Origin of the sequence: Amycolatopsis sp. NPDC089917 (assembly GCF_040684635.1) — a bacterium.
Lineage (GTDB): Bacteria > Actinomycetota > Actinomycetes > Mycobacteriales > Pseudonocardiaceae > Amycolatopsis.
The window spans coordinates 110,985-132,462 of record NZ_JBFBGL010000012.1; the positions used below are offsets into that span (position 1 = coordinate 110,985).

Sequence of the window (21,478 nt, forward strand, 5' to 3'; positions counted from 1 at the left end):
TGGCCGATTTCGGTGAGTCTTCGCCCGGATACGCTCACCGAGGACACATCCCGGAGGGAGCAGAGTGCCCGGGCCAGGGGAATTACGCGTGCTGGGCCCGGTCGAAGCGATCGGCCCCACCGGGCGGGCCGAGCTGCACGGCGCCCGCCAGCGAGCCGTGCTGGGCGTTCTCGCCCTGCACGCGGGTTCCGTCGTCCCGATCCCCCGGCTGGTCGATGTGCTCTGGGGTGAGGATCCACCCCGGACCGCGGTGAAGACCCTGCACAGCCACGTCGCCAGGATCCGGCAGGCGCTGGAGGATTGCGGATTCCCGCCGGTCCTGCTGACGCGCAAACCCGGGTACGTCCTGACGGTCGCACCGTCCTCAGTCGACGCTCTCCGTTTCGAGGAAGAACTTCGTGCCGCCAAGCGGAGCAATCCCGGCCAAGCGGTGACAGCGTTGCGCGAGGCGTTGCGGCTCTGGCGCGGCGAAGCCTTCGCGGACGCCGAACTCGACGGCTGGGGGCTACGCGAAGTCGAAAGGCTTCAGGAACTGCGGCTGTCCGCCTGGGAAGAACTGTGGGACGCCGAACTCAGGCTCGGCGACCACGAGGAGGTCCTCCGGGAACTTCCGCGGCTTCGCGCCGAGCAGCCGTATCGCGAACGGCTCGCCTCACTGCACATGCTCGCCCTGCACCGCTGCGGAAGACACGCCGAGGCGCTGGAGACGTTCCAGGCGGTCCGCCGGGGACTGGCCGACGAGTTCGGCGTCGACCCCGGACCGGAACTGGTCGAATTGCATACGGCGATCCTGCGCCGCGCACCCGAACTCGACGCGCCGGTGCGGGGCACCGCGCCCGCGCAACTCCCCGCCAGGGTCGGGCATTTCACCGGCCGGCACCAGGAACTCGCGTCGCTCGACGGACTTCTCGACGAACCCGAACCGCCGGTCGTGGTGATCTCCGGCGCGGCGGGGATGGGCAAATCCGCGCTGGCCGTCCAGTGGGCCCATCGCATCGCGGACCGTTTCCCCGACGGTCAGCTCTTCCTCGACCTCGCCGGGCACGACCCGCACGAAGCGGTCTCGCCGGGTGACGCGCTCGCGCATCTGTCGCGCGGGCTCGGTCTCCCCGACGATCGGCTGCCCGACGCGACGGCCGAACGCGCGGCGCTCTACCGCTCGCTGCTGCACGGGAAGCGGTGCGTGATCGTCGCTGACAACGCGGGCGGTGTGGACCAGATCCTCCCGCTGATCCCCGGGACGGCGAAGGCGCTGCTGATCGTGACCAGCAGGCAGACCCTGGCGGCGCTCGGCAGCAGGCACGCCGTCCGCGTGTTCGCTCTCGACGCGCTGGCCGACACGGAATCGATGACCCTGCTCACCCGGGTGCTGGGCGCGGACCGGGTCGCCCGTGAACCCGCGCAGGCCGCGCGGCTGGCGAGGCTGTGTGACGGGATGCCGCTGGCGCTGCGGATCGCCGCCGCGCGCCTGAGCGGTGAGCCCGGCCGTCCGATCGCGGAGCTCACGCGTGAGCTGACCGGCGCCGGCCGGCTCGAAACCCTTGCGGTGCAAGGCGATTCCCGGACCGTCAAAACCGTCCTCGCGAGCGCCTACCTGCCGTTGGACCACGCGCCGGCCCAGCTTTTCCGGCTGTCCGGGTTGATCCCGGGGACGACGTTCAGCCCGGCGCTCGGCAGCGCGTTGTGCGGGGTGTCCGCCGAAGCGGGCCGGACCGCGATCGCCGCGTTGTCCGCCGCGCACCTGATCACCCCGGCGGGGCGGGATCGCCATCGCCTTCACGATCTGATCCGTGAGTTCGCCGTGGCGTGCGCCCGCGCCGACGAAACGACGTCGAGCCGGGCCGAGGCGGCGGACCGGCTGATCGACTGGTACCTGCACGTCGCCGCCGAGGCGAACCGGATCATCGACCCGAACCGCGATCTGGTCACCCCGGCGCTGCGTCACCCTCCGCCCGAACGTCCGTTCCCGGCGGAACGGCGAGCGGCGCTGGCGTTCCTGGGCGCCGAACGCGCGAACCTGCTGCCGGTGGTCCGATTCGCGCGCGAGCACGGCCGCAACACCGCCGCCTGGCAGCTCACCTACCTGCTGACCAGTTTCTACGACACCACGGGCGGCTGGAACGAGCGGATCGGGCTCTGCCGCGAAGGGGCCGCGGCGGCCGCCGAGCTCGACGATCCCTTGGCCGAGGCGGAGATGCTGCGTGCGCTGGGAGCGGCCTACTTCATGACCCGCAGGCTGACGGACGCGCTCGAAACCAACGCCCGCGCGCTGAAGGCCGCCCGCGCGGCGGGTGATCTCGAAGGCGAAGGGCACATCTACAACAACACCGCGAACGCCTACGCGGCGTTGCGCCGATTCGACGAGGCGATCACCGCGTACCGGCTCGCGGTGGAGCGGTGCACGTCGGCAGGCAACCGGCTCGGGCGCGCGCTGTCCCAGCGAAACCTAGGTCACGCCTATATCCGCCGTGGTCAGCCGATGGACGGCCTCAGCCCGCTGACGGCCGCGCTGGAGACGTTCCGCGAACTCGGCAACGCCCGGCTGGAAGCCGCCACTCTGGACACTCTCGGCGAGGCCTACGAGGAACTCGGTGATCACGACGTCGCGCTGGACCATCTCGGCAAGGCGCTGGCCGCGTCCCGCGCGATCGGCGACCGGTGGCAGGAGTGGGAGTCACTGCTGCACGCCGGCCAGGTCCATCTCGCCCGCCGCGACTTCGGAGCCGCGCGGGACGACTTCGACCAGGCGCTACTGATCAGCCGCGACGTCGGGAACCGGCACAGCGAGGCGGCCGCACTCGACCGGCTCGGCCGCGCCCACCTCGGACTCGGCGACCTGGCCGCGGCGCGGGAGAACCTGGAGCACGGCCTCGCGGTCCGGGAAAGCGTCCCGGACCCGTACGAGGAGGCTCACCTGCACCGCGACCTGGGTGATCTCGAAACACGATGCGGCGACACGGCCGCCGCGGCCGCCCACTGGGCTCGAGCGATCGAGCTCTACCGGCGGGCGAACGCGACGGCCGACGCCGATCTCGTCACCGGACGGGGCTGATCACCACGGTCGACGTCGCGTAAACGAGCTTGCCCTGTGAAGGCTCGAAGAACTCGACTCGCGCCTTCCCCGCTTGCCCCGGCACGGGGGTGAACTCGGCATACGCCCTGGTCTCACCACGCTGGAAGGTGACGACGCCGTCCTTCACCGGCACGTGGGCGGAGCCTTCGGTGCGGTAGCGGATCGTGAGCGGTCCCGGCCACGGCCGGGAGAGCACGACGGGCACCTTGCAGCTCACACCCTGCGCGAAGTTGGGCGGAAGCGACCAGCAGATCTCGCCGTCCTGTGTAGTCGCGAGCGGGGCGGTCTTCGTCGCGTCGTCATCCGCCACCCAGGCGACACCGATGCCGTGCCCGATCCGCAGGCCCTTCTCGCCGTACAAGCGCAGGGAGAACATCTCGTCGTTCTCCACGAGGGAGTCGGCGCGGACCTTGACCGCCACGGTCTGCGGGGCCGTCCCGCCCGACCAGGTCAGCGTGCCCGCGCTCGGCAGGTAGTCGATCCCTTCCTTCGCGATGAACGCCGGATCGACCGGCGACCCGTTGCCCTCGATCGTCCGGTACTCGACCGAACCCTGCGGCGCGCAGCCGCCGTCGTCGAGGGAAACGGTGAAGACAAGAGTGGTGTACCCGGCGCTCGTGCCCTCGGCCTGGCTGACGCCGCTGACGTTCACCACGGGCGCCGTGCAGCCCGCTTCCCCGCCTTCGGCCACCGGTACCGCGAGCCCGAACGTGACCGCGAGCGCCGCCCCCAGCGTCGCGATCCGTCTCATCCTTGATCCCATCGAGCGTCCCACCCCTTCCGGCGGGCCGCCGCGGCCCGCTGCGACATGGGTAACCGAGTGAGGTTGTCGTGAGGTTGTGACCGCTCGAAGCAAACATGAAAATGATTCATGGCCATCGTCGCCCGTGACGTACTACGCTTCGGTAACCAGGCAAAGAAGCGTGAGGAAGGGCAGTCGATGGGCGATGTTGCGGCACGGTTCGCCGAGATCGTCGGGGAAACGAATCTGCTTTCAGGCGAAGCGATCCCCGAGGACTACGCACACGACGAGGCTTTGACCATCAGCCCACAGCAGCCCGCCTACGTGGCGAAACCCGGAAGCGCGGAGGAGGTCGCCGAGCTGCTCAAAGCGGCGAGCGAACACGGCGTGCCGGTGACCGCGAGAGGGTCGGGAACCGGGCTTTCGGGCGGTGCGCAACCCCGCGAAGACGGCCTGGTGATCTCTTTCGAGCGCATGAACGCGGTGCTGGAGATCGACACCGAAAACCACGTCGCCGTCGTCCAGCCGGGCGTCACACTGTCCGAATTGGACGAAAAGACCACGGCGGCGGGGCTCGGCTACACCGTCCACCCCGGCGAGTTGAGCGCGAGCGTCGGCGGCAACGTCGGAACGAACGCGGGCGGGATGCGCGCGGTCAAGTACGGCGTCACGCGGCACAACGTCGTGGGCCTGCAGGCGGTGCTGCCGACCGGCGAGATCATCCGGACCGGCGGAAAGACCTCGAAGGTGTCGACCGGATACGACCTGACCCAGCTGATCATCGGGTCGGAGGGCACCCTCGCGATCGCGACCGAGGTCATCGTGAAGCTGTACCCGCGCCTGCCGCACGGCGCCACGGTGTTCGCCCCGTTCGAGACCTTCGACGAGGTGATGACCGTCGTCCCGAAGATCGTCTCCAGCGGGCTCTCGCCGCACATCCTCGAGTACATCGACAACCTGACGCTCGCCGCGATCAGCTACAACGAGAAGCTCAGCCTCGGCGTCCCGGACGCCATCCGCGACACCGCGCAGGCGTATCTGGTGGTGGCGCTGGAAAACCGGGACAACGACCGGCTGCACGCCGACATCGAGGAACTCGGCGGCATGCTGGGCGAGCTCGGCGCGATGGACGTGTACGTGCTCGAAGGCGGTTCGGCTCGCAAGCTCATCGAGGCCCGCGAGAAGGCGTTCTGGACGGCCAAGGCCGCGGGCGCTGACGACGTCATCGACGTGGTGGTCCCGAGGTCCGCGATGCCGGAGTTCCTGCGCCGGAGCCGGGAGATGGCACTCTCGCGAGAGGCAGGCGCACTCGGCTGCGGACACGCCGGCGACGGCAACGTCCACCTCGCCATCTTCTGCAAGGACCCGGCGAACCGGAAGCAGCTGCTGACCGACATCTTCGCGCTCGGCATGGAACTCGGCGGCGCGATCTCCGGCGAGCACGGCCTCGGGAAGGCCAAGTCCGGCTATTTCCTCGAACTGGAGGACCCGGCGAAGATCGCGCTGATGCGCCGGATCAAGGAGACCTTCGACCCGGCCGGGATCCTCAACCCCGGCGTTCTTTTCGCTGAGAGGGCTTGAAAAGTGAGTGACATGAACGGCGCCCAGTCCCTGATCCGCACGCTCGTCGACAGTGGCGTCGATGTGTGTTTCTCGAATCCCGGCACCTCGGAGATGCACTTCGTGGCCGCGCTCGACACCGTGCCCGAGATGCGCGGTGTGCTCGGCCTGTTCGAAGGCGTCGTGACCGGCGCCGCGGACGGGTACGCGCGGATCGCCGACAAACCGGCGGCCACCCTGCTGCACCTCGGCCCGGGTCTCGGGAACGGGCTGGCGAACCTGCACAACGCGCGCCGCGCGCACACCCCGATCGTCAACGTGATCGGCGATCACGCGACCTACCACAAGCAGTACGACGCCCCGCTGGAATCGGACATCGAAGCCGTCGCCGGTTCGCTCCAGGGCTGGGTCCGCCGCTCCGAGCACACGAAGGACGTCGGCGCCGACGCCGCCGCCGCGGTAGCGGCCTCCCAGGACGCCCCCGGGCAGATCGCGACGCTGATCCTCCCCGCCGACGCGTCGTGGGGCGAGGGCGGCGAAGCCTGTGCGCCCATCCCGCCGCGGATCCCGCAGGTCGTCGACGCGACGAAGGTGAAGAACATCGCCGAGGTGCTGGCCGGTGGCGAACCGGTCGCCCTGCTCGTCGGCGGCAGCGGCTGCCGTGAGGCCGGCCTGCGCGCGACCAGCCGGATCGCCGCCGCGACCGGGGTGAAGGCGTTCGTCGAGACCTTCCCCGCCCGGCTCGAGCGCGGCGAAGGCCTGCCGACGATCGAGCGGCTGGGCTACCTCGCCGAGCAGGTCGCGTACCAGCTCGACGGGATCAAGCACGTGATCGTCGCCGGGACGAAGGCTCCCGTGTCGTTCTTCGCCTACCCCGGCAAGGCGAGCGATCTCGTTCCCGAAGGCGCGCAGGTCCATGTGCTGGCCGATGTCGAGCAGGACGTCCCGCGCGCGCTGAACGACGTCGCGGACCTGGTCGCCGCCGAGACGGAACCCGTGTTGCAAGAGGCCTCGCGCCCCGCGCTGCCGTCCGGGCCGCTGACACCGCAGAACTGGGTCGAGGTGATCGGCGCGCTGCTTCCGGAGCGCGCGATCATCGCCGACGAGGCGAACACGTCCGGTCTGCTGCTGCCCGCCGCGACCGCGGGTGCGCCGCGGCACGACGTGCTGACCCTGACCGGCGGCGCGATCGGTTACGGCATGCCCGTCGCGACCGGGGCGGCCGTCGCCGCACCGGACCGGCCGGTGATCAACCTGCAGTCCGACGGCAGCGCGCTGTACACGATTTCCGCGCTCTGGACGCAGGCTCGGGAGAACCTCGACGTCACCACGGTCCTGCTGAACAACCGCGCGTACGCCATCCTGCGGCTGGAGCTGCAGCGCGTCGGCGCGGACGCCAGCGGCCCCAAGGCGAACGAACTGCTCGACCTTTCCCGGCCGGACATGGACTTCGTCAAGATCGCCGAAGGCATGGGCGTCCCGGCGACCCGGGCGACGACCGCGGAGGAGCTGGCCGAACAGTTCCAGCGCGCGCTCACCGAGCCGGGACCGCACCTGATCGACGCGATCGTTCCGACGCTGTTCTGAGCGGTGCACCCTACGTGCGGCGAAGCCTCTTCGTCGCACGTAGGGGCGCTAGTGGACCGACGCGACCAGGGGTTCGGGCTGGCGTTGCTTCGGGACGAAGGCGGTCAAGGCGAGCCCCAGCAGGGCCGCGGCCGCGGCGACCACGAAGCTCAGCCGGAACCCTGTCGCGGACGGAACGGAAACCCCGCCGACGGTGATCGCCAGCGACGCGAGCATGGTCGCCATCACCGCGCTGGACGTCGACGTGCCGACAGAACGCATCAGCGAGTTCAACCCGTTCGCGGACGCGGTTTCGGTGACCGGGACAGAGCCCATGATCAGCGCGGGCATGGCAGCGTAGGCGATGCCGACCCCGCCGCCGATGATGATCGACGCCGTGATCAGCTCGAAGGCGTTGTCCATCAGCACGGTCGCGAAGACGTAGCCGGTCGCGATGGTGCCGGCACCCACCATCAGCGTCATGCGCGGGCCGAAGCGCTCGATGAGCCGCGCCGAAACCGGCGACAGCAGGAACATGACCACCCCGTTCGGTGCCAGGCAGAGCCCGGCCTCCACCATCGTCAGCCCGAGGCCGTAACCGGTCGAACCGGGCGCCTGCAGCAACTGCGGGAACGACAAAGCCATCGAGTACAGCGCGAAGCCGATCATGATCGACGCGAGGTTGGTGAACAGCACCGGCCGCCGGGCGGACACCCGCAGATCCACGAGTGGATCACGGCGCCGCAGCTGGTAGACGCCCCAGACCAGCAGGATCACCACCGCTGTCGCGGCGAAGCCGAGGGTGCGGCCGCTGCCCCAGCCCCATCCGCTGCCCTTGACGATCGGCAGCAGCAGGCAGACGAGCCCCGCCGTCAGCCCCAGCGCGCCGAGGTAGTCGAACGGCGCGGGTGTCTTCACCGGCGACTCGGGCACCACGAACAGGATCAGCAGGCCACAGACGAGACCGAGCCCCGCCGACGCCCAGAAGAGGACGTGCCAGTCGGCGTTCTGCGCGACCAGCGCCGACACCGGGAGCCCGATGGCGCCGCCGACGCCGAGCGTCGAACTCATCACCGAGATCGCGGCGCCGACCCGGTCCGGCGCGAGTTCGTCGCGCATGATGCTGATCCCCAGCGGGATCGCGCCCATCGCGCAGCCTTGCAGGCCCCGGCCGACGACCATCAGCGCGAGCGAGCTGGTCAGCGCGGACACCACCGAGCCGACGACCAGGAAGCCCAGGCTGATCAGCAACAACCGGCGTTTGCCGTAGAGGTCGCCGAGCCTGCCGCTCACCGGCATCACCACGGCTCCGGCGACCAGGGTCACCGTCACCACCCACGACGCGTCGGACGGGGTCGCGTTGAGCAGCCGGGGAAACGCCGGAATGAGCGGGACGACGAGCGTCTGCATGAACGAGGCCACCAGACCACAGGTGGCGAGCACGACGACGAAGATCCGGGGCGAAGGTGCCCGTCCGACCGGTTTCACCATGCGCGTCCCATGATCCGACCTTACACAGCACCACCCTCCCGAGTGAATGATTGACCGACGGGATCACAACCAGGTGCGGACCCCACCATGTCCGGAACAGGTACCGCGGCGATTCTGGCTGTAGCTATAGGAACCGTCCTTGCAGACGGCGGTCGCGCCGTCGGCCGCGCCGGGTCCGGTCGCCGGCCGGTGGACGCAGACACCGTCGGTGTTGCGGTAGTAGTCGCTTCCACACTCCGCCAGGTTCGGCGCCTTCGCCGTGGGCGTCGTCTTCGGGCGGGTCTTCGTCGGTGTCGGATCGACCTGCTTCGGCACCGCCACCGCGGTCGTGGTCGGCGCCACGAACTGCTGAGGTGCCGGCGTGGAGACGGCCGTGTCCGTGGTCGTCGGCGCCGCCCAGCTACTGGACGGTGTCGAAGACGTCGACACCGTCGTTGTCGTCGACGCCGGACTGCTCTGCGTCGTGACCCGCCCGGTGGGCACGGTCTCCACACCGCAGCCTCCGGCGACCAGCAGTCCGATCGCCAGGGCCATACCCAGCTTCGTCGTTCTCTTCGGCATAACGGCCTCCCCGGCACGTGGTAGTGCCGCGTAGTCGGGAGATCGTTCGCCGGTGTTACTTCCGGCGGGGAGGTCAGTCGACCATCGTGCCGCAACTGATATTCAGCGCCGTCGCCGTCATGCTGCGCGCATGGTCCGACGCGGCGAAGGCGGCCACCCGGGCGACGTCTTCGAGCGAGGCCGTTCGCTTGAGCATGGTCGCCTCGTTCATGTCGCGGATCGCGTCGTCGAGCCCGGCGCCCTCCGGGACCGTCTCCGGAATGCCGCCGGTACGCAGGGTCACGACACGGATACCGTTCGGTCCGAGCTCGCACGCCAGCCCTCGGCGCAACGCCTCCATCGCGCTGAACGCGACCTGCAAACCGCCGAGGTGGTATCCCGGCAACGGATCGCCGTCGCCACCGAACATCAGGATAACCCCGGATCCCTGCCCGATCATGTACCGGGCGGCCGCCCGCGCGGTCAGGAAATTGGTCTGAACCGCCGTGCGCACCGGGCTTTCGAAGTCCGCCAACGACATTTCGACCAGCGGGGTGCCCTGGACGTCGTTGTGCGTGATGACGTTCATCGAGATGTCGACGCTGCCTGCCGAGGAAGCCACCGAAGCGGCATGCTCGTCGATGGCCGCCTCGTCGAGCGCGTCGAACTCCGCAGTTTCCGCTTTCCCGCCGGCCGCTCGGATTTCGTCGGCCAGCGCGTCGAGCTTCTTGAGCGTGCGGCCGGTGAGATGGACTCTCGCACCCTCCCTGGCGAATCCGCGAGCCACCGCGCTCCCGATTCCGCCCGCCGCCCCGTAGATGATCGCGTTCCTGCCTTCGAGCAACATCGGATCCTCCTATTTTCCGTCCAGCGTGATGAGTCCTTCGGGCATTCCTTCCAAGTGGACGTCGGCCCACAGCGGGAGCCAGGTGTCGATCTCGTGGAATCGGCGAAGCTCGGCCAGGCCACTGAGCCAGCCCATCCACGAGCCGTAAGGCGGCTTCTCCTCGGAGAATCCACTTTGGACGAAGGTCAGCTTCGTTCCGCCATCGGAGTCTTCGAGCTCCCAGGTGGCGACGACGCCGTCCTGGTACGCGAGCGACATCTTGGAGTCGGGCACCAGGTCGAGGATCTTCGCCGGATCCGGGTCCTTCTCCAGCGAGCCCATCGCCCAGCGGCCGCCGACGTGGGGCTCCGCGTCGATCCGGGCGCCGAACCAGCGGGTGAACACGGCAGGATCGGCGATCGAGCCGTAGACCTCGCCGCGCGGCGCGTCGATCCGCACTTCCTCGCTCATCAGCGGAGAAGTGAGATCACACCGGGCGGTGAGCGGGCGGCCCTCGACGTGATCGACGAGGTTCGCCACGGACAGCGCCCAGAACGTGTACAGCATGCCGAGCGGCGAGTCCGGGTCGGCGAGCATCGCGTCGTAGTCCGGCAGACCACTCTGGCTGAACGACAAGGACGTCGCGTCCCCGTCCTCTTCCAGCTTGAACTCGACGACGGTCTCCGTCCCGGTGACGGTCCACGCGAACCGCAGGACGTGATCCTCGGCTACCAGCAGGCGTTGACGTGGAACGTCGCCGTCCGGCGTGTAGCGGCCCCAGAACTCGTACCGGGACGGCAGGTCGACTTCCGCGTACTCGGAAAGCCACGCGCGGAGTGCGCCGGGATCGAGCAGCGCCTGCCAGACCTCGTCGATCGGCGCGCGCACGCGCACCTGGAATCTCGTCGGTTCAGTCATGGGTATCCCCCTTCGGGTAACAGGCCACGGCGAGCTTGAAGGCGTCGCCTTCCGCTCCGCCGTAGCGAGTGAACAGATCCTGCAAAGTCGTCTTCAGCTCGTCGAGGAACTCCTGGCGCCGTTCCGGCTCGACCCGGATCTCGCCGGAGACACCGATCGACGGCAGGTCGGGCGCGGCCCTGTCGAGCGCCGCGACGTCCGCCTGGACCTCCTCCATGAGGTCCACCAGGTAGCCGAGACTCAGCTCGTCCCGCGCCGCCCGCGGGCCGATCCGGCCGACCAGTCCGGGCGACAGCCAATACGAACGCGCTGTCGCCTGGTACACGCCTTCGCTGACGGCGCGCACCTTCCGCTCCGACACCTGCTTCACGAGCCCGGCTTCCACCAGGCGTTTCACGTGGTAATAGACCCGCTGCGGCGTCTGGTCCAGCACCGCCGCCACCTCGGTGCAGGACCGCGGCTCCGCCAGCTGCCGCAGGACATCCACCCGCTGCGGCTTCAGCAATGCCTCGGCCTGCTCCAGCCGCTCCAGATACTCGACGTCCTTCACGGCATCACACTCTCGATCACAAAAATAAGTTTGAACGTAAAAATCCATTTTGTCAATCGGGCCGGATCGCGCTACTCTCGTCGTGTGGCGATCCTGCGGCGGTACGCGGCGGAAATCGCGGTCACCGTGGCGGTGATCGCGAGCTCCGTCGCGGTCTCGCTCGGGGACGACGCGGAAGCGCCGCGCAACGCCGCCGTCGGCTGGGTCTGCACGGTGCTCGCCTGCGTCGCGCTGTTCCTGCGCCGGCGGTATCCGCTCTCCGTCGCCGTCTTCACCCTGGCGTGCTGCGCGATCTACTACCCGAGCACCGATCCCGACGGGTTCGTGCTGCTCGCGTTCGCTTTCGCGCTGTACAACACGGCTTCGACCGGGCGGATCCGTGGCGCGGCGATAGTCGCGACGGCCGCGATGGGCGGCGTGGCGATCGGCGAGGTGCAGTCGCGGACCGGGCGGCAGGTGGACAACTTCGCCTTCCTGCTGATGGCGGGCTGGTTCATCGCACTGGTCGCGGTCGGTGCCGTGACGCACTACCGCCGCGAAGCCGAGCGCACCAAGGAAGCCGAGGCACAGCGAAGGGCTTCGGACGAACGACTCCGGATCGCACGCGAACTGCACGACGTCCTCGGCCACAACCTGGCACTCATCAACGTCCAGGCCGGTGCGGCGCTGCACGGCAAGGACCCGGCGAAATCCGAGGAGGCACTGGCCACGATCAAACAGACCAGCAAGGACGCGTTGCGCGAACTCCGCGCCACACTGGGAATGCTGCGCCAGGCGGATACGCCGGGCCTGGCCGGGGTCGCCGGACTGGCCGAGTCGGCGGGCGCGCACGGGCTGACCGTCCGGACCGAGATCGACGGCACGGCAAGGGATCTGCCGCCCGACGTCGAGCACGCCGCCTTCCGCGTGGTCCAGGAGGCGCTGACCAACGTCGCGCGCCACGCCGCCGCGAACACCGTCGTGGTGCGGATCGGCTACACGCAGCATGATGTGTCCGTGCAGATCGACGACGACGGCCGGGGCGGCACCGCGAAGCCCGGCAACGGGATCCGCGGGATGACCGAACGGGCCGAGGCACTCGGTGGCGAGCTCACCGCGACAGCGCGCGAAGGCGGCGGCTTCCGTGTACGCGCCCGGCTTCCGGTGCGGGTGAAGAAATGATCCGGGTCCTGCTCGTCGACGACCAGCGACTGGTCCGCGCCGGGTTCAAGTCCATCTTGGACGGTGAGCACGACATCACCGTGGTCGCGGAAGCGGCCGATGGACGCGAGTCCCTCGAAGCCGCGCACGAGCACAAACCCGACGTGGTCCTGATGGACATCCGGATGCCGGTGATGGACGGGCTCGCCGCGACCCGGCATCTGCTCGAAGACCCGGCCCTGACCGGGATCAAGGTCGTCATCCTCACCACCTTCGACCTCGACGAGGACGTCTACGGCGCGTTGCGCGCGGGCGCCAGCGGATTCCTGGTGAAGGACACCGAACCGGAGGAACTGATCCACGGCGTCCGGGTGGTCGCGAGGGGCGACGCGCTGCTCGCGCCGTCGATCACCCGCCGCCTGATCTCCGAATTCGCCGGCCGGGTGGCCCGTCCCGCTCCTTCGCCGGTGCTGAACCGGCTCACCGAACGGGAACGCGAGGTGATGAGCCTCGTAGCGGCCGGTCTGTCCAACGACGATATCGCGAAAGAACTCGTGCTCAGCCCGGCGACGGCGAAGACGCACGTCAGCCGCATCATGACCAAAGTGGACGTCCGTGATCGCGCGCAGCTCGTCGTGCTGGCCTACGAATCGGGCATGGTCACCCCTCGCTGGTTGACCCCGTGACCACAACCCCGGTAGTACGGGAAGCGCCTTAGGGGTATCCGGAAGTTGCGGCCGAAGTGCCCGCCGGAGCCTGACGATCCGCGGCGCGGAAGAGCCGATGCTTTCCGCCATGGACACCATCACACTCTCGGAGAGACGGCCTGGGGGCGGTCTCTCGAAGCTGGCGGGCTGGTCACAGCGTCACCGCTGGCTCGCCGTTTCGCTCTGGCTGCTCACCCTCATCGGTGTCACGCTGGGTTCGCAGCTGGCGGGCAGCGCCTACCACGACGACCATTCCCTGCCGGGCACCGACTCCCAGCAGATCATGGACCTGTTCAAGGCGCAGGCTCCCGCGCGGACCGGCGCGACCGCCGAGATCGTCTTCAAGACCGGCAGCGGGCTCGCGACCGCACGCGGACCGATCGAGGGGATGCTCGCCGAAGTCCGCGGCCAGTCACACGTCAAGTCGGTGACGAGCCCGTTCGACACCCCGTCCGCGATCTCCAGCGAAGGCACGATCGGTTACGCCGCCATCGCTTTCGACCTCGAGTCGAAGGATCTGCCGTACGACGACATCGTGCGTGTCGTCGACACCGCGAAGAAGGCCGAGTCGGCCGGGCTCCAAGTCGAACTCGGCGGAGAGCCGATCAAGCGGACCAGCGAGAGCGGCGGCCCGTCGGAGGGCGTCGGGTTGCTGGCCGCGCTGGTGATCCTCGTCTTCCTCTTCCGTTCGATCCTCGCCGCCGGGCTGCCGGTGATCACGGCGATCTTCGCCGTCGGCAGCACGCTCGGCGTGATCGTGCTCGTCAGCCGGTTCGTCGACATCGCGAGTTACACGGCGCCGCTGATGATGCTGGTCGGGTTCGGGGTCGGCGTGGACTACGCGCTGCTCATCTTTTCGCGCTACCGCGCCGAAATCCTGGGTGGTCTCAACCGTGAACAGGCGGCGCGGCGGGCGCTCGACACGGCGGGCCGGTCGGTGCTGTTCGCCGGCGGCACGGTGATCATCGCGCTGCTCGGCCTGCTCGCCCTCGGCCTCGGCTCGCTGCGCGGGGTCGCTCTCGCGGTGGCGCTGACCGTGCTCGTGACGATGCTCGCGTCGGTCACCCTGCTGCCCGCGTTGCTCTCCCTTTTCGGCCGCCGCCTGGAAAAGGGCATCCGCAAGCACGCCGCCAGCCGGGACCACGGCAGGACCTAGGGCAAGCTCGGGGACGCGGTCCAGCGACGGCCGATGGTGCCGCTCGCGCTCGGATTGCTCGTCCTCGTCGGGCTCTCGCTGCCCGCGCTCGGCATGCGTCTCGGGTTCGCCGACGCGGGCACGGATCCGGAAGCGTCGACCACCCGGCAGGCGTACGACCTGATGTCCGAGGGCTTCGGCCCCGGGTTCAGCGAGCCGCTGATCGTGGTCACCGAGAACGGCGACGGCGCCGCACTGCGCAGGGAACTCGAAGCCACACCGGGAATCGCCGGCGTGACGCCGCCGATGGGGCAAGGCGTCACGACGGTCCTCGCCTTCCCCGCGTCTTCCCCGCAGGACGAAGCGACCGCCGCTCTGGTGGAACGCCTCAGGACCGAGGTACTGCCGGCGCTCCCCGGCAAGTACCTGGTCGGCGGGAGTGTCGCGGCCTCGGTGGACTTCGCGGACGCCGTCGGTGACCGGCTGCCGCTGTTCGTGCTGGTGGTCGTCGGGTTGTCGGCGTTGCTGCTGATGGTCGTGTTCCGCTCGATCCTGATCCCGCTCAAGGCGGCTGTGCTGAACCTGCTGAGCATCGGCGCCGCGCTCGGCGTGATGACCGCGGTGTTCGGCGACGGCCTGTTCGGGGCGCAGCCGGGACCGATCGAGGCCTTCGTACCGGTGCTGATCTTCGCGATCGTGTTCGGGCTTTCCATGGACTACGAGGTGTTCCTGGTGTCCCGGATGCACGAGGAATGGCGGCGCACCGGCGACGCGCGCCACGCCGTCCGCGAAGGGCTCGCCTCCACCGGCGGGGTGATCACGGCCGCGGCGGCGATCATGATCCTGGTGTTCGGGGCGTTCCTGCTCAACCCCGACCGGATGCTGGCGCAGTTCGGTCTCGGGCTGGCGGTCGCGGTGCTGGTGGACGCGTTCGTGATCCGCTGCCTCGTCGTGCCCGCGGTGATGCGGTTGCTCGGGGAACACGCTTGGTGGCTGCCGCGCTGGCTGGACCGCCGGCTACCGCACGTGGCGCTGGAACCGTCGTCCCACTGACCCCGGATGTCATGAAAGGGTCGTTCCTGACGAAAAACGTCAGGAACGACCCTTTCATGACACTTGAGCGAGCCGAAGCGGCTTACTCGTAGATCTCGCCCTTCGCGGCCTTCTCGATCAGCGAAGCGGGCGGGGTGAAGTGGTCACCGTAGCGCTCGGCCAGCTGACGCGAGCGGTCGACGAAGCCCTGCAGGCCACCCTCGTACTGGTTGATGTACTGGATGACGCCACCGGTCCACGCCGGGAAACCGATGCCGAAGATCGAGCCGATGTTGGCGTCGGCGACGGTGGTGAGCACGCCCTCGTCGAAGCACTTCACGGTTTCGAGCGCCTCGGCGAACAGCATGCGCTCCTTGAGGTCCTCGAACGGGACCTCGGCGCTGCCCGACTTGAACGCGTCGCGCAGGCCCGGCCACAGACCGGTCCGCTTGCCCGCCTCGTCGTAGTCGTAGAAGCCCGAGCCGGTGGAGCGGCCCTTGCGGTCGTGCTCGTCGAGCATCTTGTCGATGACGGCCTCGGACGCGTGCGGCGTCCAGGTGCCACCGGCCGCCTCGATCGCTTCGCGGGTCTCCTTGCGGATCTTGCGCGGCAGCGTCAGGGTCAGCTCGTCCATCAGCTGCAGCGGCGGGGCCGGGTACCCGGCCTGCGAACCGGCCTGCTCGATCGACGCGGGCTCGACACCCTCGCCCAGCGCGGCGACGGCCTCGTTGATGAACGTGCCGATGACTCGCGAGGTGAAGAAGCCGCGGCTGTCGTTGACGACGATCGGGGTCTTCTTGATCTGGAGCGTGTAGTCGAAGACCTTCGCCAGCGTGGCGGGCGAGGTCTTCTCACCGCAGATGATCTCGACCAGCGGCATCTTGTCCACCGGCGAGAAGAAGTGGATCCCGATGAAGTCCTCGGTCCGCTGCACGCCCTCGGCGAGCGAGGTGATCGGCAGCGTGGAGGTGTTGGAACCGAGCACGGCGTCGGGGTTGACGAAGCCCTCGATCTCCTGGAACACCTTGTGCTTCAGCTCGACGCTCTCGAAGACGGCCTCGATCACGAAGTCGACGCCGGCGAAGTCCTCCGCCTTGTCGGTCGGCTTGATCTTGGCGAGCAGCGCGTCGGACTTCTCCTGCGTGGTCTTGCCGCGGGAGAGCGCCTTCTCCTCCAGCTTGACCGCGTAGCCCTTGCCCTTTTCGGCGCCTTCGAGGGTGACGTCCTTCAGCACGACGTCGATGCCGGCCTTCGCCGAGACGTACGCGATCGCGGCGCCCATCATGCCCGCGCCGACGACACCGACCTTCTTGGCCGTGTACTTCTCGAAGCCGTCCGGCCGCGAACCGCCGGAGTTGATGCTCTGCAGGTCGAAGAAGAACGCCTTCGTCATGTTCTTCGAGACCTGGCCGGTGGCGAGGCTGATGAAGTAGCGGGTCTCGACGGTGATCGCGGTGTCGAAGTCGACCGTCGACCCCTCGATGGCCGCGGCCAGGATCGCCCGCGGGGCGGGCATGTTCGCGCCCTTGATCTGCTTGCGCAGGTTCGCCGGGAACGCGGGCAGGTTCGCCGCGAAGCTCGGGTTCGACGGGGTGCCGCCCGGGATCTTGTAGCCCTTGACGTCCCACGGCTGCACGCCGCCCTCGGGGTTGGCCTTGATCCACGCCTTCGCGGCCGGGACCAGTTCCTCGACGGTGCCGACGAGCTCGTGCACGAGGCCGAGTTCCTTGGCCTTGGCCGGGCGGTGCCGCTGGCCCTGCAGGAGCACGTTCAGCAGCGCGCTCTGGATGCCCAGCAGGCGCACGGTGCGGACCACGCCACCGCCGCCGGGGAGCAGGCCGAGGGTGACCTCGGGGAGACCGATCTGGCTGCCCTTGACGTCGGCCGCGATGCGGTGGTGCGTCGCGAGCGCGATCTCGAGGCCGCCGCCGAGCGCGGCGCCGTTGATGGCGGCCACTACCGGCTTGCCCAGCTGTTCGAGCCGGCGCATCTGGCCCTTCATCAGGGCGCTGCTCTCGGTGATCTCGGCCGCGTTCTCCGGCTTGGCCTGGATCAGGTCGTTGAGGTCGCCACCGGCGAAGAAGGTCTTCTTGGCCGAGGTGAGGACGACACCGGTGATGCTGTCCTTCTCCGCCTCCAGGCGGTCGACGACGACGCCGAGCGACTCGCGGAAGTCGGCGTTCATCGTGTTGGCGGACTGCTTCGGGTCGTCCAGGGTGAGCACGACGATGCCGTCGGCGTCCTGCTCCCAGCGGATGGTCTTCGCTTCAGTCATTGTCTCTTCCTCAGACCCGCTCGATGATGGTCGCGACGCCCATGCCGCCGCCGATGCACAGGGTGACCAGGGCGCGGCGCGCCTGACGACGCTCCAGCTCGTCGACGACGGTGCCGACCAGCATCGCGCCGGTGGCGCCCAGCGGGTGCCCCATCGCGATGGCGCCGCCGTTGACGTTGACCTTCTCCTCGTCGAGGCGCAGGTCCTTGATCCACTTGAGGACGACCGAGGCGAAGGCCTCGTTCAGCTCCCACAGGTCGATGTCGTCGGGGGTGAGACCGGCGATCTTGAGGACCTTCTCGGTGGCCGGGGTCGGGCCGGTGAGCATGATCGTGGGCTCGGAGCCGACGGTCGCGGTGGCCACGATGCGGGCGCGCGGGGTCAGGCCGAAGTCCTTGCCGACCTGCTCGTTGCCGACCAGGACGACGGCGGCGCCGTCGACGATGCCGGACGAGTTGCCGCCGGTGTGGACGTGGTTGATCTTCTCGACCGAGTGGTACTTCTGGAGCGCGACGGCGTCGAAGCCGCCCAGCTCACCGATGCCGGCGAAGGCGGGCTTGAGCTTGCCGAGGCCCTCGACGGTGCTGCCCGGGCGACGGTGCTCGTCGTGGTCGAGGATCGTGACGCCGTTGATGTCCTTCACCGGGACGACGGACTTCGCGAAGTAGCCGCCGGACCAGGCCGCTTCGGCCTTCTCCTGCGAGCGCACGGCCCACGCGTCGACGTCCTCGCGGGAGAAGCCCTCGATGGTCGCGATCAGGTCGGCGCCGGTGCCCTGCGGGACGATGTAGTTGTCGTACGCGGTGGCGGGGTCCATGAACAGCGCGCCGCCGTCGGAGCCCATCGGCACCCGCGACATCGACTCGACGCCGCCGGCGATGATCAGCTGGTCCCAGCCGGAGCGCACCTTCTGCGCGGCGGTGTTGGTGGCTTCGAGGCCGGAGGCGCAGAAGCGGTTCAGCTGGACGCCGGCCACGGATTCGGGAAGCCCCGCGTTCAAGGCCGCGGTGCGCGCGATCACGGCGCCCTGTTCGCCGACCGGGGACACCACGCCGAGGACGATGTCGTCGATCACGGCGGGGTCGAGGTTCGGGTACCGGACCTTCAGTTCCTCGATGAGGCCGACCACGAGATCGACCGGCTTGGTGCCGTGGAGGGCACCGCCCTTGTTCTTGCCGCGAGGCGTACGGATCGCCTCGTAGATGTAGGCCTCGCTACTCACAGAAAACTCCTCCGCAGTACGGCGCTGTAACAGGACGGATCGTACCGGCCAGTAGCCATGCTAATGCCGATTAACATAAACCGCGATATCCCCATGGTGTCAATGGGTTGCGATGCACGCAACCGGCGCTATCGTGTGTTCACCTATGGATCACCCGACCGAGCGTTCCCCGCGACCGCGCGACCGCAAGGCCCAGCTGGCCGGCCTCGCCGCGGAGCTGTTTCGCGCCCGCGGGTTCCACGGCGTCGGCATCAACGACATCGCCGCCGCGGCCGGGATCACCGGGCCCGCGCTGTACCGGCATTTCGCGGACAAGCAGGCGGTGCTGTCCTACGTCGTGCTGTCCGGCATCGACGACATGGAGACGGCCACCCTCGAAACGCTTTCGGATCTCGACACCCCGGTTCCCGCCCAGGTCAAGGCCCTGTTGGGCACCCTCGCCGCCCAGGCGGTGGAGCGACGCGAGGTCGCCGCGCTGTGGCGCTGGGAGGGCAGGCATCTGCCCCGGGAGGGACGCCGGGAGATCCGCCGCCGATCGGGCGCCGTGCTCGAAGCGTGGTCCAAGGCGCTGCTCTCGCTGCGTCCCGAACTGACCCCCGACGACGCCGAGCTGCTGTGCTGGGCGGGGTTGAGCATCTTCGGCAGCGTGTCCGTCCATCACACGTCAGTGGCGAAGAAACGCTTCGCGCAGATCCTCGTGCAGCTGGCGGAGTCGGTGCTGCATGTCACACTGCCTGAGCCTCCGGAGCCCGCGGACGAGACGCCGTCGCTCGCGCTCGGTGAACCGTCCCGCCGCGAGCAGATCCTCGCGGCCGCGACGGAGCTCTTCGGGCAGCGTGGCTTCCGCGCGGTGAGCATGGAGGAGATCGGCGCTGCGGCGGGGATCGCCGGGCCCAGCGTGTACCGGCACTTCCCCAGCAAGGCCGCGCTGATGGTGGCGATCGGGCACCGCGCGGCGGACAGGCTGGCGCTCGCCGCGGAACGCGCGCTGCGCGCCGACGACGAACGCGACGCGCTGCGCAGGCTGGCGGCGTCGTACGTGCACACCCTGCTCCACACGCCTGAGCTGCTGGTGTCCTTCTCCGGCAGCCCCATGGAGTTGCCGGAGCGCGACAAGGCGGACCTGATCCGGGTCCAGCGGGACTACGTCGCGCGCTGGATCGCGCTGACTTCGGAGGTCCGCCCGGAATTGAGCCTGCGCGAAGTGAAGATCACCGTGCACGCCGCGCTGACCATCGCGAACGATCTCGCGCGCACCCGGCGGGTCAACGGCAGGCCGAACATCGAGGCCGAGCTCACGGCACTGATGCACGCCGTCCTGAAAGTCAGCTTTTAGCAAACTCGCGTGTCCCGCAAAGGCGAGCGGTGCACGATGTCGCACGTGCCCACGAAACGCGGCCTGCATCTGGTGACCCGGGAAGAAGACCACAAGGTCACCACGCTGGAGCTCTTCTTCGACCTGGTCTTCGTCTACGCCATCACCCAGACCACGCAGCTGATGGCCGACCATCTCACCCCGCTCGGCATCGGGCAGGGGGTGGCCATGATCGCCGTGCTGTGGTGGTGCTGGTGCGCCTACGCCTGGCTGGCCAACACCCTGCACGTCGACCGCGGCATCGCCCAGCTGGCGATGTTCGCCGCGATGGGGACGATGTTCCTGGTCTCGCTGACGATCCCGGAGGCGTTCACCGACCTGCCCGGCGGCCTGTACGCGCCGCTGATGTTCGTCGGCTGCTACTTCGTCGTGCGGCTGCTGCACCTGACCGCGTACATCGGCGCCGCCCGGACCGATCCGGAGCTGCGCAAGGTCGTCCTGAAGATGTTCATCGGGCTGCTGCCGAGCGTCGCACTGCTGACCGCCGCGGCCTTCTTCTCCGGCTGGATCCAGCTCGGCGTCTGGGCGATCGCGATGCTGGCCGACTACGTCAACGTCTTCCGCACCCGGTCCTCGGACTGGCGGCTGCACCAGCCCGGCCATTTCGCCGAGCGGTTCGGGCTGATCGTGATCATCGCGCTCGGCGAGTCGATCGTGGCGATCGGCATCGGGATCAGCTCGTACCCGATGTCGTGGCCGATCACGGTGGCCGCCGTCTTCGGGCTCGTGCTGGCCTCGGCGATGTGGTGGATGTACTTCGCCGTCGTCGCGCACGTTTCCGAGCACAACCTGAAGCGCGCGGAGGGCGTGGAGCGGGTACAGATCGGGACGGACACCTACACGTTCCTGCATCTCCCGATCATCGCCGGGATCGTTCTCGTGGCGCTGGGCCTGAAGAAGTCACTGCTGTACGTGTCCGACACCGAGCACCACAGCCTCTCCGACGGCTTGCACGGGACGCCGATCTGGGCGCTGACCGGCGGGCTCGCGCTCTACCTGATCGCGTTGAGCGGGCTGCGGCGGCGGAACCTGGGCGCCTGGAACGTGCAGCGGCTCGTGCTCGCGGCGCTCCTGCTGGCCGCGACGCCGTTGCTGGAGCTGGTGCCGGCGATCGCGCTGGTCGGTGTCGTGGCGACGGCGGCGGTGGGACTGGTGGTGTTCGAGAGGACGCGACTGGCGAAGCAGTCGCCGGTGACCGAGCCGTCGTGACCTGGGCGTCCGCGACTTTCTGCGCCGCCGCGAGGTCTCACCGGTGTCGCGAAAGCCACTTTCGAGACGTCCAGCGTCCCGATCGGAAGAGCGACGTGAAGGAAAGAGTGTTTCATC

At 69.0% G+C, this 21,478-nt stretch carries 17 protein-coding genes; 9 read left to right on the top strand and 8 right to left on the bottom strand.

Annotation, left to right across the window (positions count from 1 at the left end; genetic code table 11):
* Window positions 1-88: 88 nt before the first annotated feature.
* Window positions 89-3,052, top strand: a complete 2,964-nt coding sequence (locus tag AB0N89_RS11905) for a BTAD domain-containing putative transcriptional regulator (protein WP_364203500.1) — start codon at window positions 89-91, stop codon at window positions 3,050-3,052.
* Here the strand turns inward: AB0N89_RS11905 and AB0N89_RS11910 are convergent.
* Window positions 3,036-3,824, bottom strand: coding sequence for a Calx-beta domain-containing protein (locus AB0N89_RS11910; RefSeq protein WP_364203502.1), 789 nt, complete (start codon window positions 3,822-3,824; stop codon window positions 3,036-3,038). The two genes, AB0N89_RS11905 and AB0N89_RS11910, sit on opposite strands and share 17 nt — an antisense overlap.
* A gap of 189 nt (window positions 3,825-4,013) precedes the next feature.
* Here AB0N89_RS11910 and AB0N89_RS11915 point away from each other — a divergent pair, with 189 nt between their 5' ends.
* Both AB0N89_RS11915 and AB0N89_RS11920 read left to right on the top strand, forming a co-directional pair.
* Window positions 4,014-5,396 (top strand): FAD-binding oxidoreductase, encoded by a 1,383-nt coding sequence (locus AB0N89_RS11915; RefSeq protein ID WP_364203505.1) that lies wholly within the window; start codon window positions 4,014-4,016, stop codon window positions 5,394-5,396.
* A gap of 12 nt (window positions 5,397-5,408) precedes the next feature.
* Window positions 5,409-6,962, top strand: a complete 1,554-nt coding sequence (locus AB0N89_RS11920; RefSeq protein WP_364203508.1) for an acetolactate synthase large subunit — start codon at window positions 5,409-5,411, stop codon at window positions 6,960-6,962.
* Window positions 6,963-7,010: 48 nt separating this feature from the next.
* Here AB0N89_RS11920 and AB0N89_RS11925 read toward each other — a convergent pair whose 3' ends face one another.
* The 5 genes from AB0N89_RS11925 to AB0N89_RS11945 all read right to left on the bottom strand — a co-directional run bounded on the left by AB0N89_RS11925 (window position 7,011) and on the right by AB0N89_RS11945 (window position 11,266).
* On the bottom strand, window positions 7,011-8,432 hold the full coding sequence (locus AB0N89_RS11925) for an MFS transporter (RefSeq protein ID WP_364203511.1): 1,422 nt from the start codon (window positions 8,430-8,432) through the stop codon (window positions 7,011-7,013).
* Window positions 8,433-8,495: 63 nt separating this feature from the next.
* Entirely contained in the window at window positions 8,496-8,993 is a 498-nt protein-coding gene (locus AB0N89_RS11930) for a DUF3761 domain-containing protein (protein ID WP_364203513.1), read from the bottom strand.
* A gap of 73 nt (window positions 8,994-9,066) precedes the next feature.
* Window positions 9,067-9,819 carry an SDR family oxidoreductase gene (locus AB0N89_RS11935; RefSeq protein WP_364203516.1) on the bottom strand — a complete coding sequence of 251 codons (753 nt, stop codon included), beginning with the start codon at window positions 9,817-9,819 and terminating at the stop codon, window positions 9,067-9,069.
* 9 nt (window positions 9,820-9,828) lie between these two features.
* Window positions 9,829-10,716: an SRPBCC domain-containing protein gene (locus AB0N89_RS11940; protein ID WP_364203518.1), complete on the bottom strand. Its 888-nt coding sequence runs from the start codon at window positions 10,714-10,716 to the stop codon at window positions 9,829-9,831.
* Complete coding sequence (locus AB0N89_RS11945) at window positions 10,709-11,266, bottom strand: helix-turn-helix domain-containing protein (RefSeq protein WP_364203521.1); 558 nt, start codon at window positions 11,264-11,266, stop codon at window positions 10,709-10,711. The genes AB0N89_RS11940 and AB0N89_RS11945 overlap by 8 nt, the downstream gene beginning before the upstream one ends.
* Before the next feature lie 84 nt (window positions 11,267-11,350).
* Here AB0N89_RS11945 and AB0N89_RS11950 point away from each other — a divergent pair, with 84 nt between their 5' ends.
* From AB0N89_RS11950 to AB0N89_RS11965, 4 genes are all read left to right on the top strand, one after another.
* Window positions 11,351-12,427 (top strand): sensor histidine kinase, encoded by a 1,077-nt coding sequence (locus AB0N89_RS11950; RefSeq protein ID WP_364203524.1) that lies wholly within the window; start codon window positions 11,351-11,353, stop codon window positions 12,425-12,427.
* Window positions 12,424-13,092: a response regulator transcription factor gene (locus AB0N89_RS11955; RefSeq protein WP_364203526.1), complete on the top strand. Its 669-nt coding sequence runs from the start codon at window positions 12,424-12,426 to the stop codon at window positions 13,090-13,092. The genes AB0N89_RS11950 and AB0N89_RS11955 overlap by 4 nt, the downstream gene beginning before the upstream one ends.
* A gap of 109 nt (window positions 13,093-13,201) precedes the next feature.
* The gene (locus AB0N89_RS11960) at window positions 13,202-14,269 is read left to right on the top strand and encodes an MMPL family transporter (protein WP_364203529.1); all 1,068 of its coding nucleotides are present in this window, start codon (window positions 13,202-13,204) and stop codon (window positions 14,267-14,269) included.
* Window positions 14,270-14,302: 33 nt separating this feature from the next.
* Complete coding sequence (locus tag AB0N89_RS11965) at window positions 14,303-15,301, top strand: MMPL family transporter (protein WP_364203532.1); 999 nt, start codon at window positions 14,303-14,305, stop codon at window positions 15,299-15,301.
* An 82-nt stretch (window positions 15,302-15,383) separates the two neighbouring features.
* On the opposite strand, the gene AB0N89_RS11970 is transcribed toward AB0N89_RS11965, so the two are convergent.
* Together AB0N89_RS11970 and AB0N89_RS11975 are read right to left on the bottom strand one after the other, a co-directional pair.
* On the bottom strand, window positions 15,384-17,555 hold the full coding sequence (locus tag AB0N89_RS11970) for a 3-hydroxyacyl-CoA dehydrogenase NAD-binding domain-containing protein (protein WP_364203535.1): 2,172 nt from the start codon (window positions 17,553-17,555) through the stop codon (window positions 15,384-15,386).
* A 10-nt stretch (window positions 17,556-17,565) separates the two neighbouring features.
* Window positions 17,566-18,777, bottom strand: coding sequence for an acetyl-CoA C-acetyltransferase (locus tag AB0N89_RS11975; protein WP_364203538.1), 1,212 nt, complete (start codon window positions 18,775-18,777; stop codon window positions 17,566-17,568).
* 145 nt (window positions 18,778-18,922) lie between these two features.
* Between AB0N89_RS11975 and AB0N89_RS11980 the strand changes: the two genes are divergently transcribed.
* Together AB0N89_RS11980 and AB0N89_RS11985 are read left to right on the top strand one after the other, a co-directional pair.
* Window positions 18,923-20,113 carry a TetR/AcrR family transcriptional regulator gene (locus tag AB0N89_RS11980; protein ID WP_364203541.1) on the top strand — a complete coding sequence of 397 codons (1,191 nt, stop codon included), beginning with the start codon at window positions 18,923-18,925 and terminating at the stop codon, window positions 20,111-20,113.
* Window positions 20,114-20,158: 45 nt separating this feature from the next.
* Window positions 20,159-21,361: a low temperature requirement protein A gene (locus AB0N89_RS11985; protein ID WP_364203544.1), complete on the top strand. Its 1,203-nt coding sequence runs from the start codon at window positions 20,159-20,161 to the stop codon at window positions 21,359-21,361.
* Window positions 21,362-21,478 lie beyond the last annotated feature (117 nt).

Bases quoted from the DNA above. Each gene is read 5' to 3' on its own strand.
- AB0N89_RS11965 (WP_364203532.1), top strand. From the start codon at position 14,303: ATGGTGCCGCTCGCGCTCGGATTGCTCGTCCTCGTCGGGCTCTCGCTG.
- AB0N89_RS11920 (WP_364203508.1), top strand. From the start codon at position 5,409: ATGAACGGCGCCCAGTCCCTGATCCGCACGCTCGTCGACAGTGGCGTC.
- AB0N89_RS11955 (WP_364203526.1), top strand. From the start codon at position 12,424: ATGATCCGGGTCCTGCTCGTCGACGACCAGCGACTGGTCCGCGCCGGG.
- AB0N89_RS11980 (WP_364203541.1), top strand. From the start codon at position 18,923: ATGGATCACCCGACCGAGCGTTCCCCGCGACCGCGCGACCGCAAGGCC.
- AB0N89_RS11935 (WP_364203516.1), bottom strand. From the start codon at position 9,819: ATGTTGCTCGAAGGCAGGAACGCGATCATCTACGGGGCGGCGGGCGGA.
- AB0N89_RS11925 (WP_364203511.1), bottom strand. From the start codon at position 8,432: ATGGTGAAACCGGTCGGACGGGCACCTTCGCCCCGGATCTTCGTCGTC.
- AB0N89_RS11915 (WP_364203505.1), top strand. From the start codon at position 4,014: ATGGGCGATGTTGCGGCACGGTTCGCCGAGATCGTCGGGGAAACGAAT.
- AB0N89_RS11970 (WP_364203535.1), bottom strand. From the start codon at position 17,555: ATGACTGAAGCGAAGACCATCCGCTGGGAGCAGGACGCCGACGGCATC.
- AB0N89_RS11930 (WP_364203513.1), bottom strand. From the start codon at position 8,993: ATGCCGAAGAGAACGACGAAGCTGGGTATGGCCCTGGCGATCGGACTG.
- AB0N89_RS11940 (WP_364203518.1), bottom strand. From the start codon at position 10,716: ATGACTGAACCGACGAGATTCCAGGTGCGCGTGCGCGCGCCGATCGAC.
- AB0N89_RS11960 (WP_364203529.1), top strand. From the start codon at position 13,202: ATGGACACCATCACACTCTCGGAGAGACGGCCTGGGGGCGGTCTCTCG.
- AB0N89_RS11910 (WP_364203502.1), bottom strand. From the start codon at position 3,824: ATGAGACGGATCGCGACGCTGGGGGCGGCGCTCGCGGTCACGTTCGGG.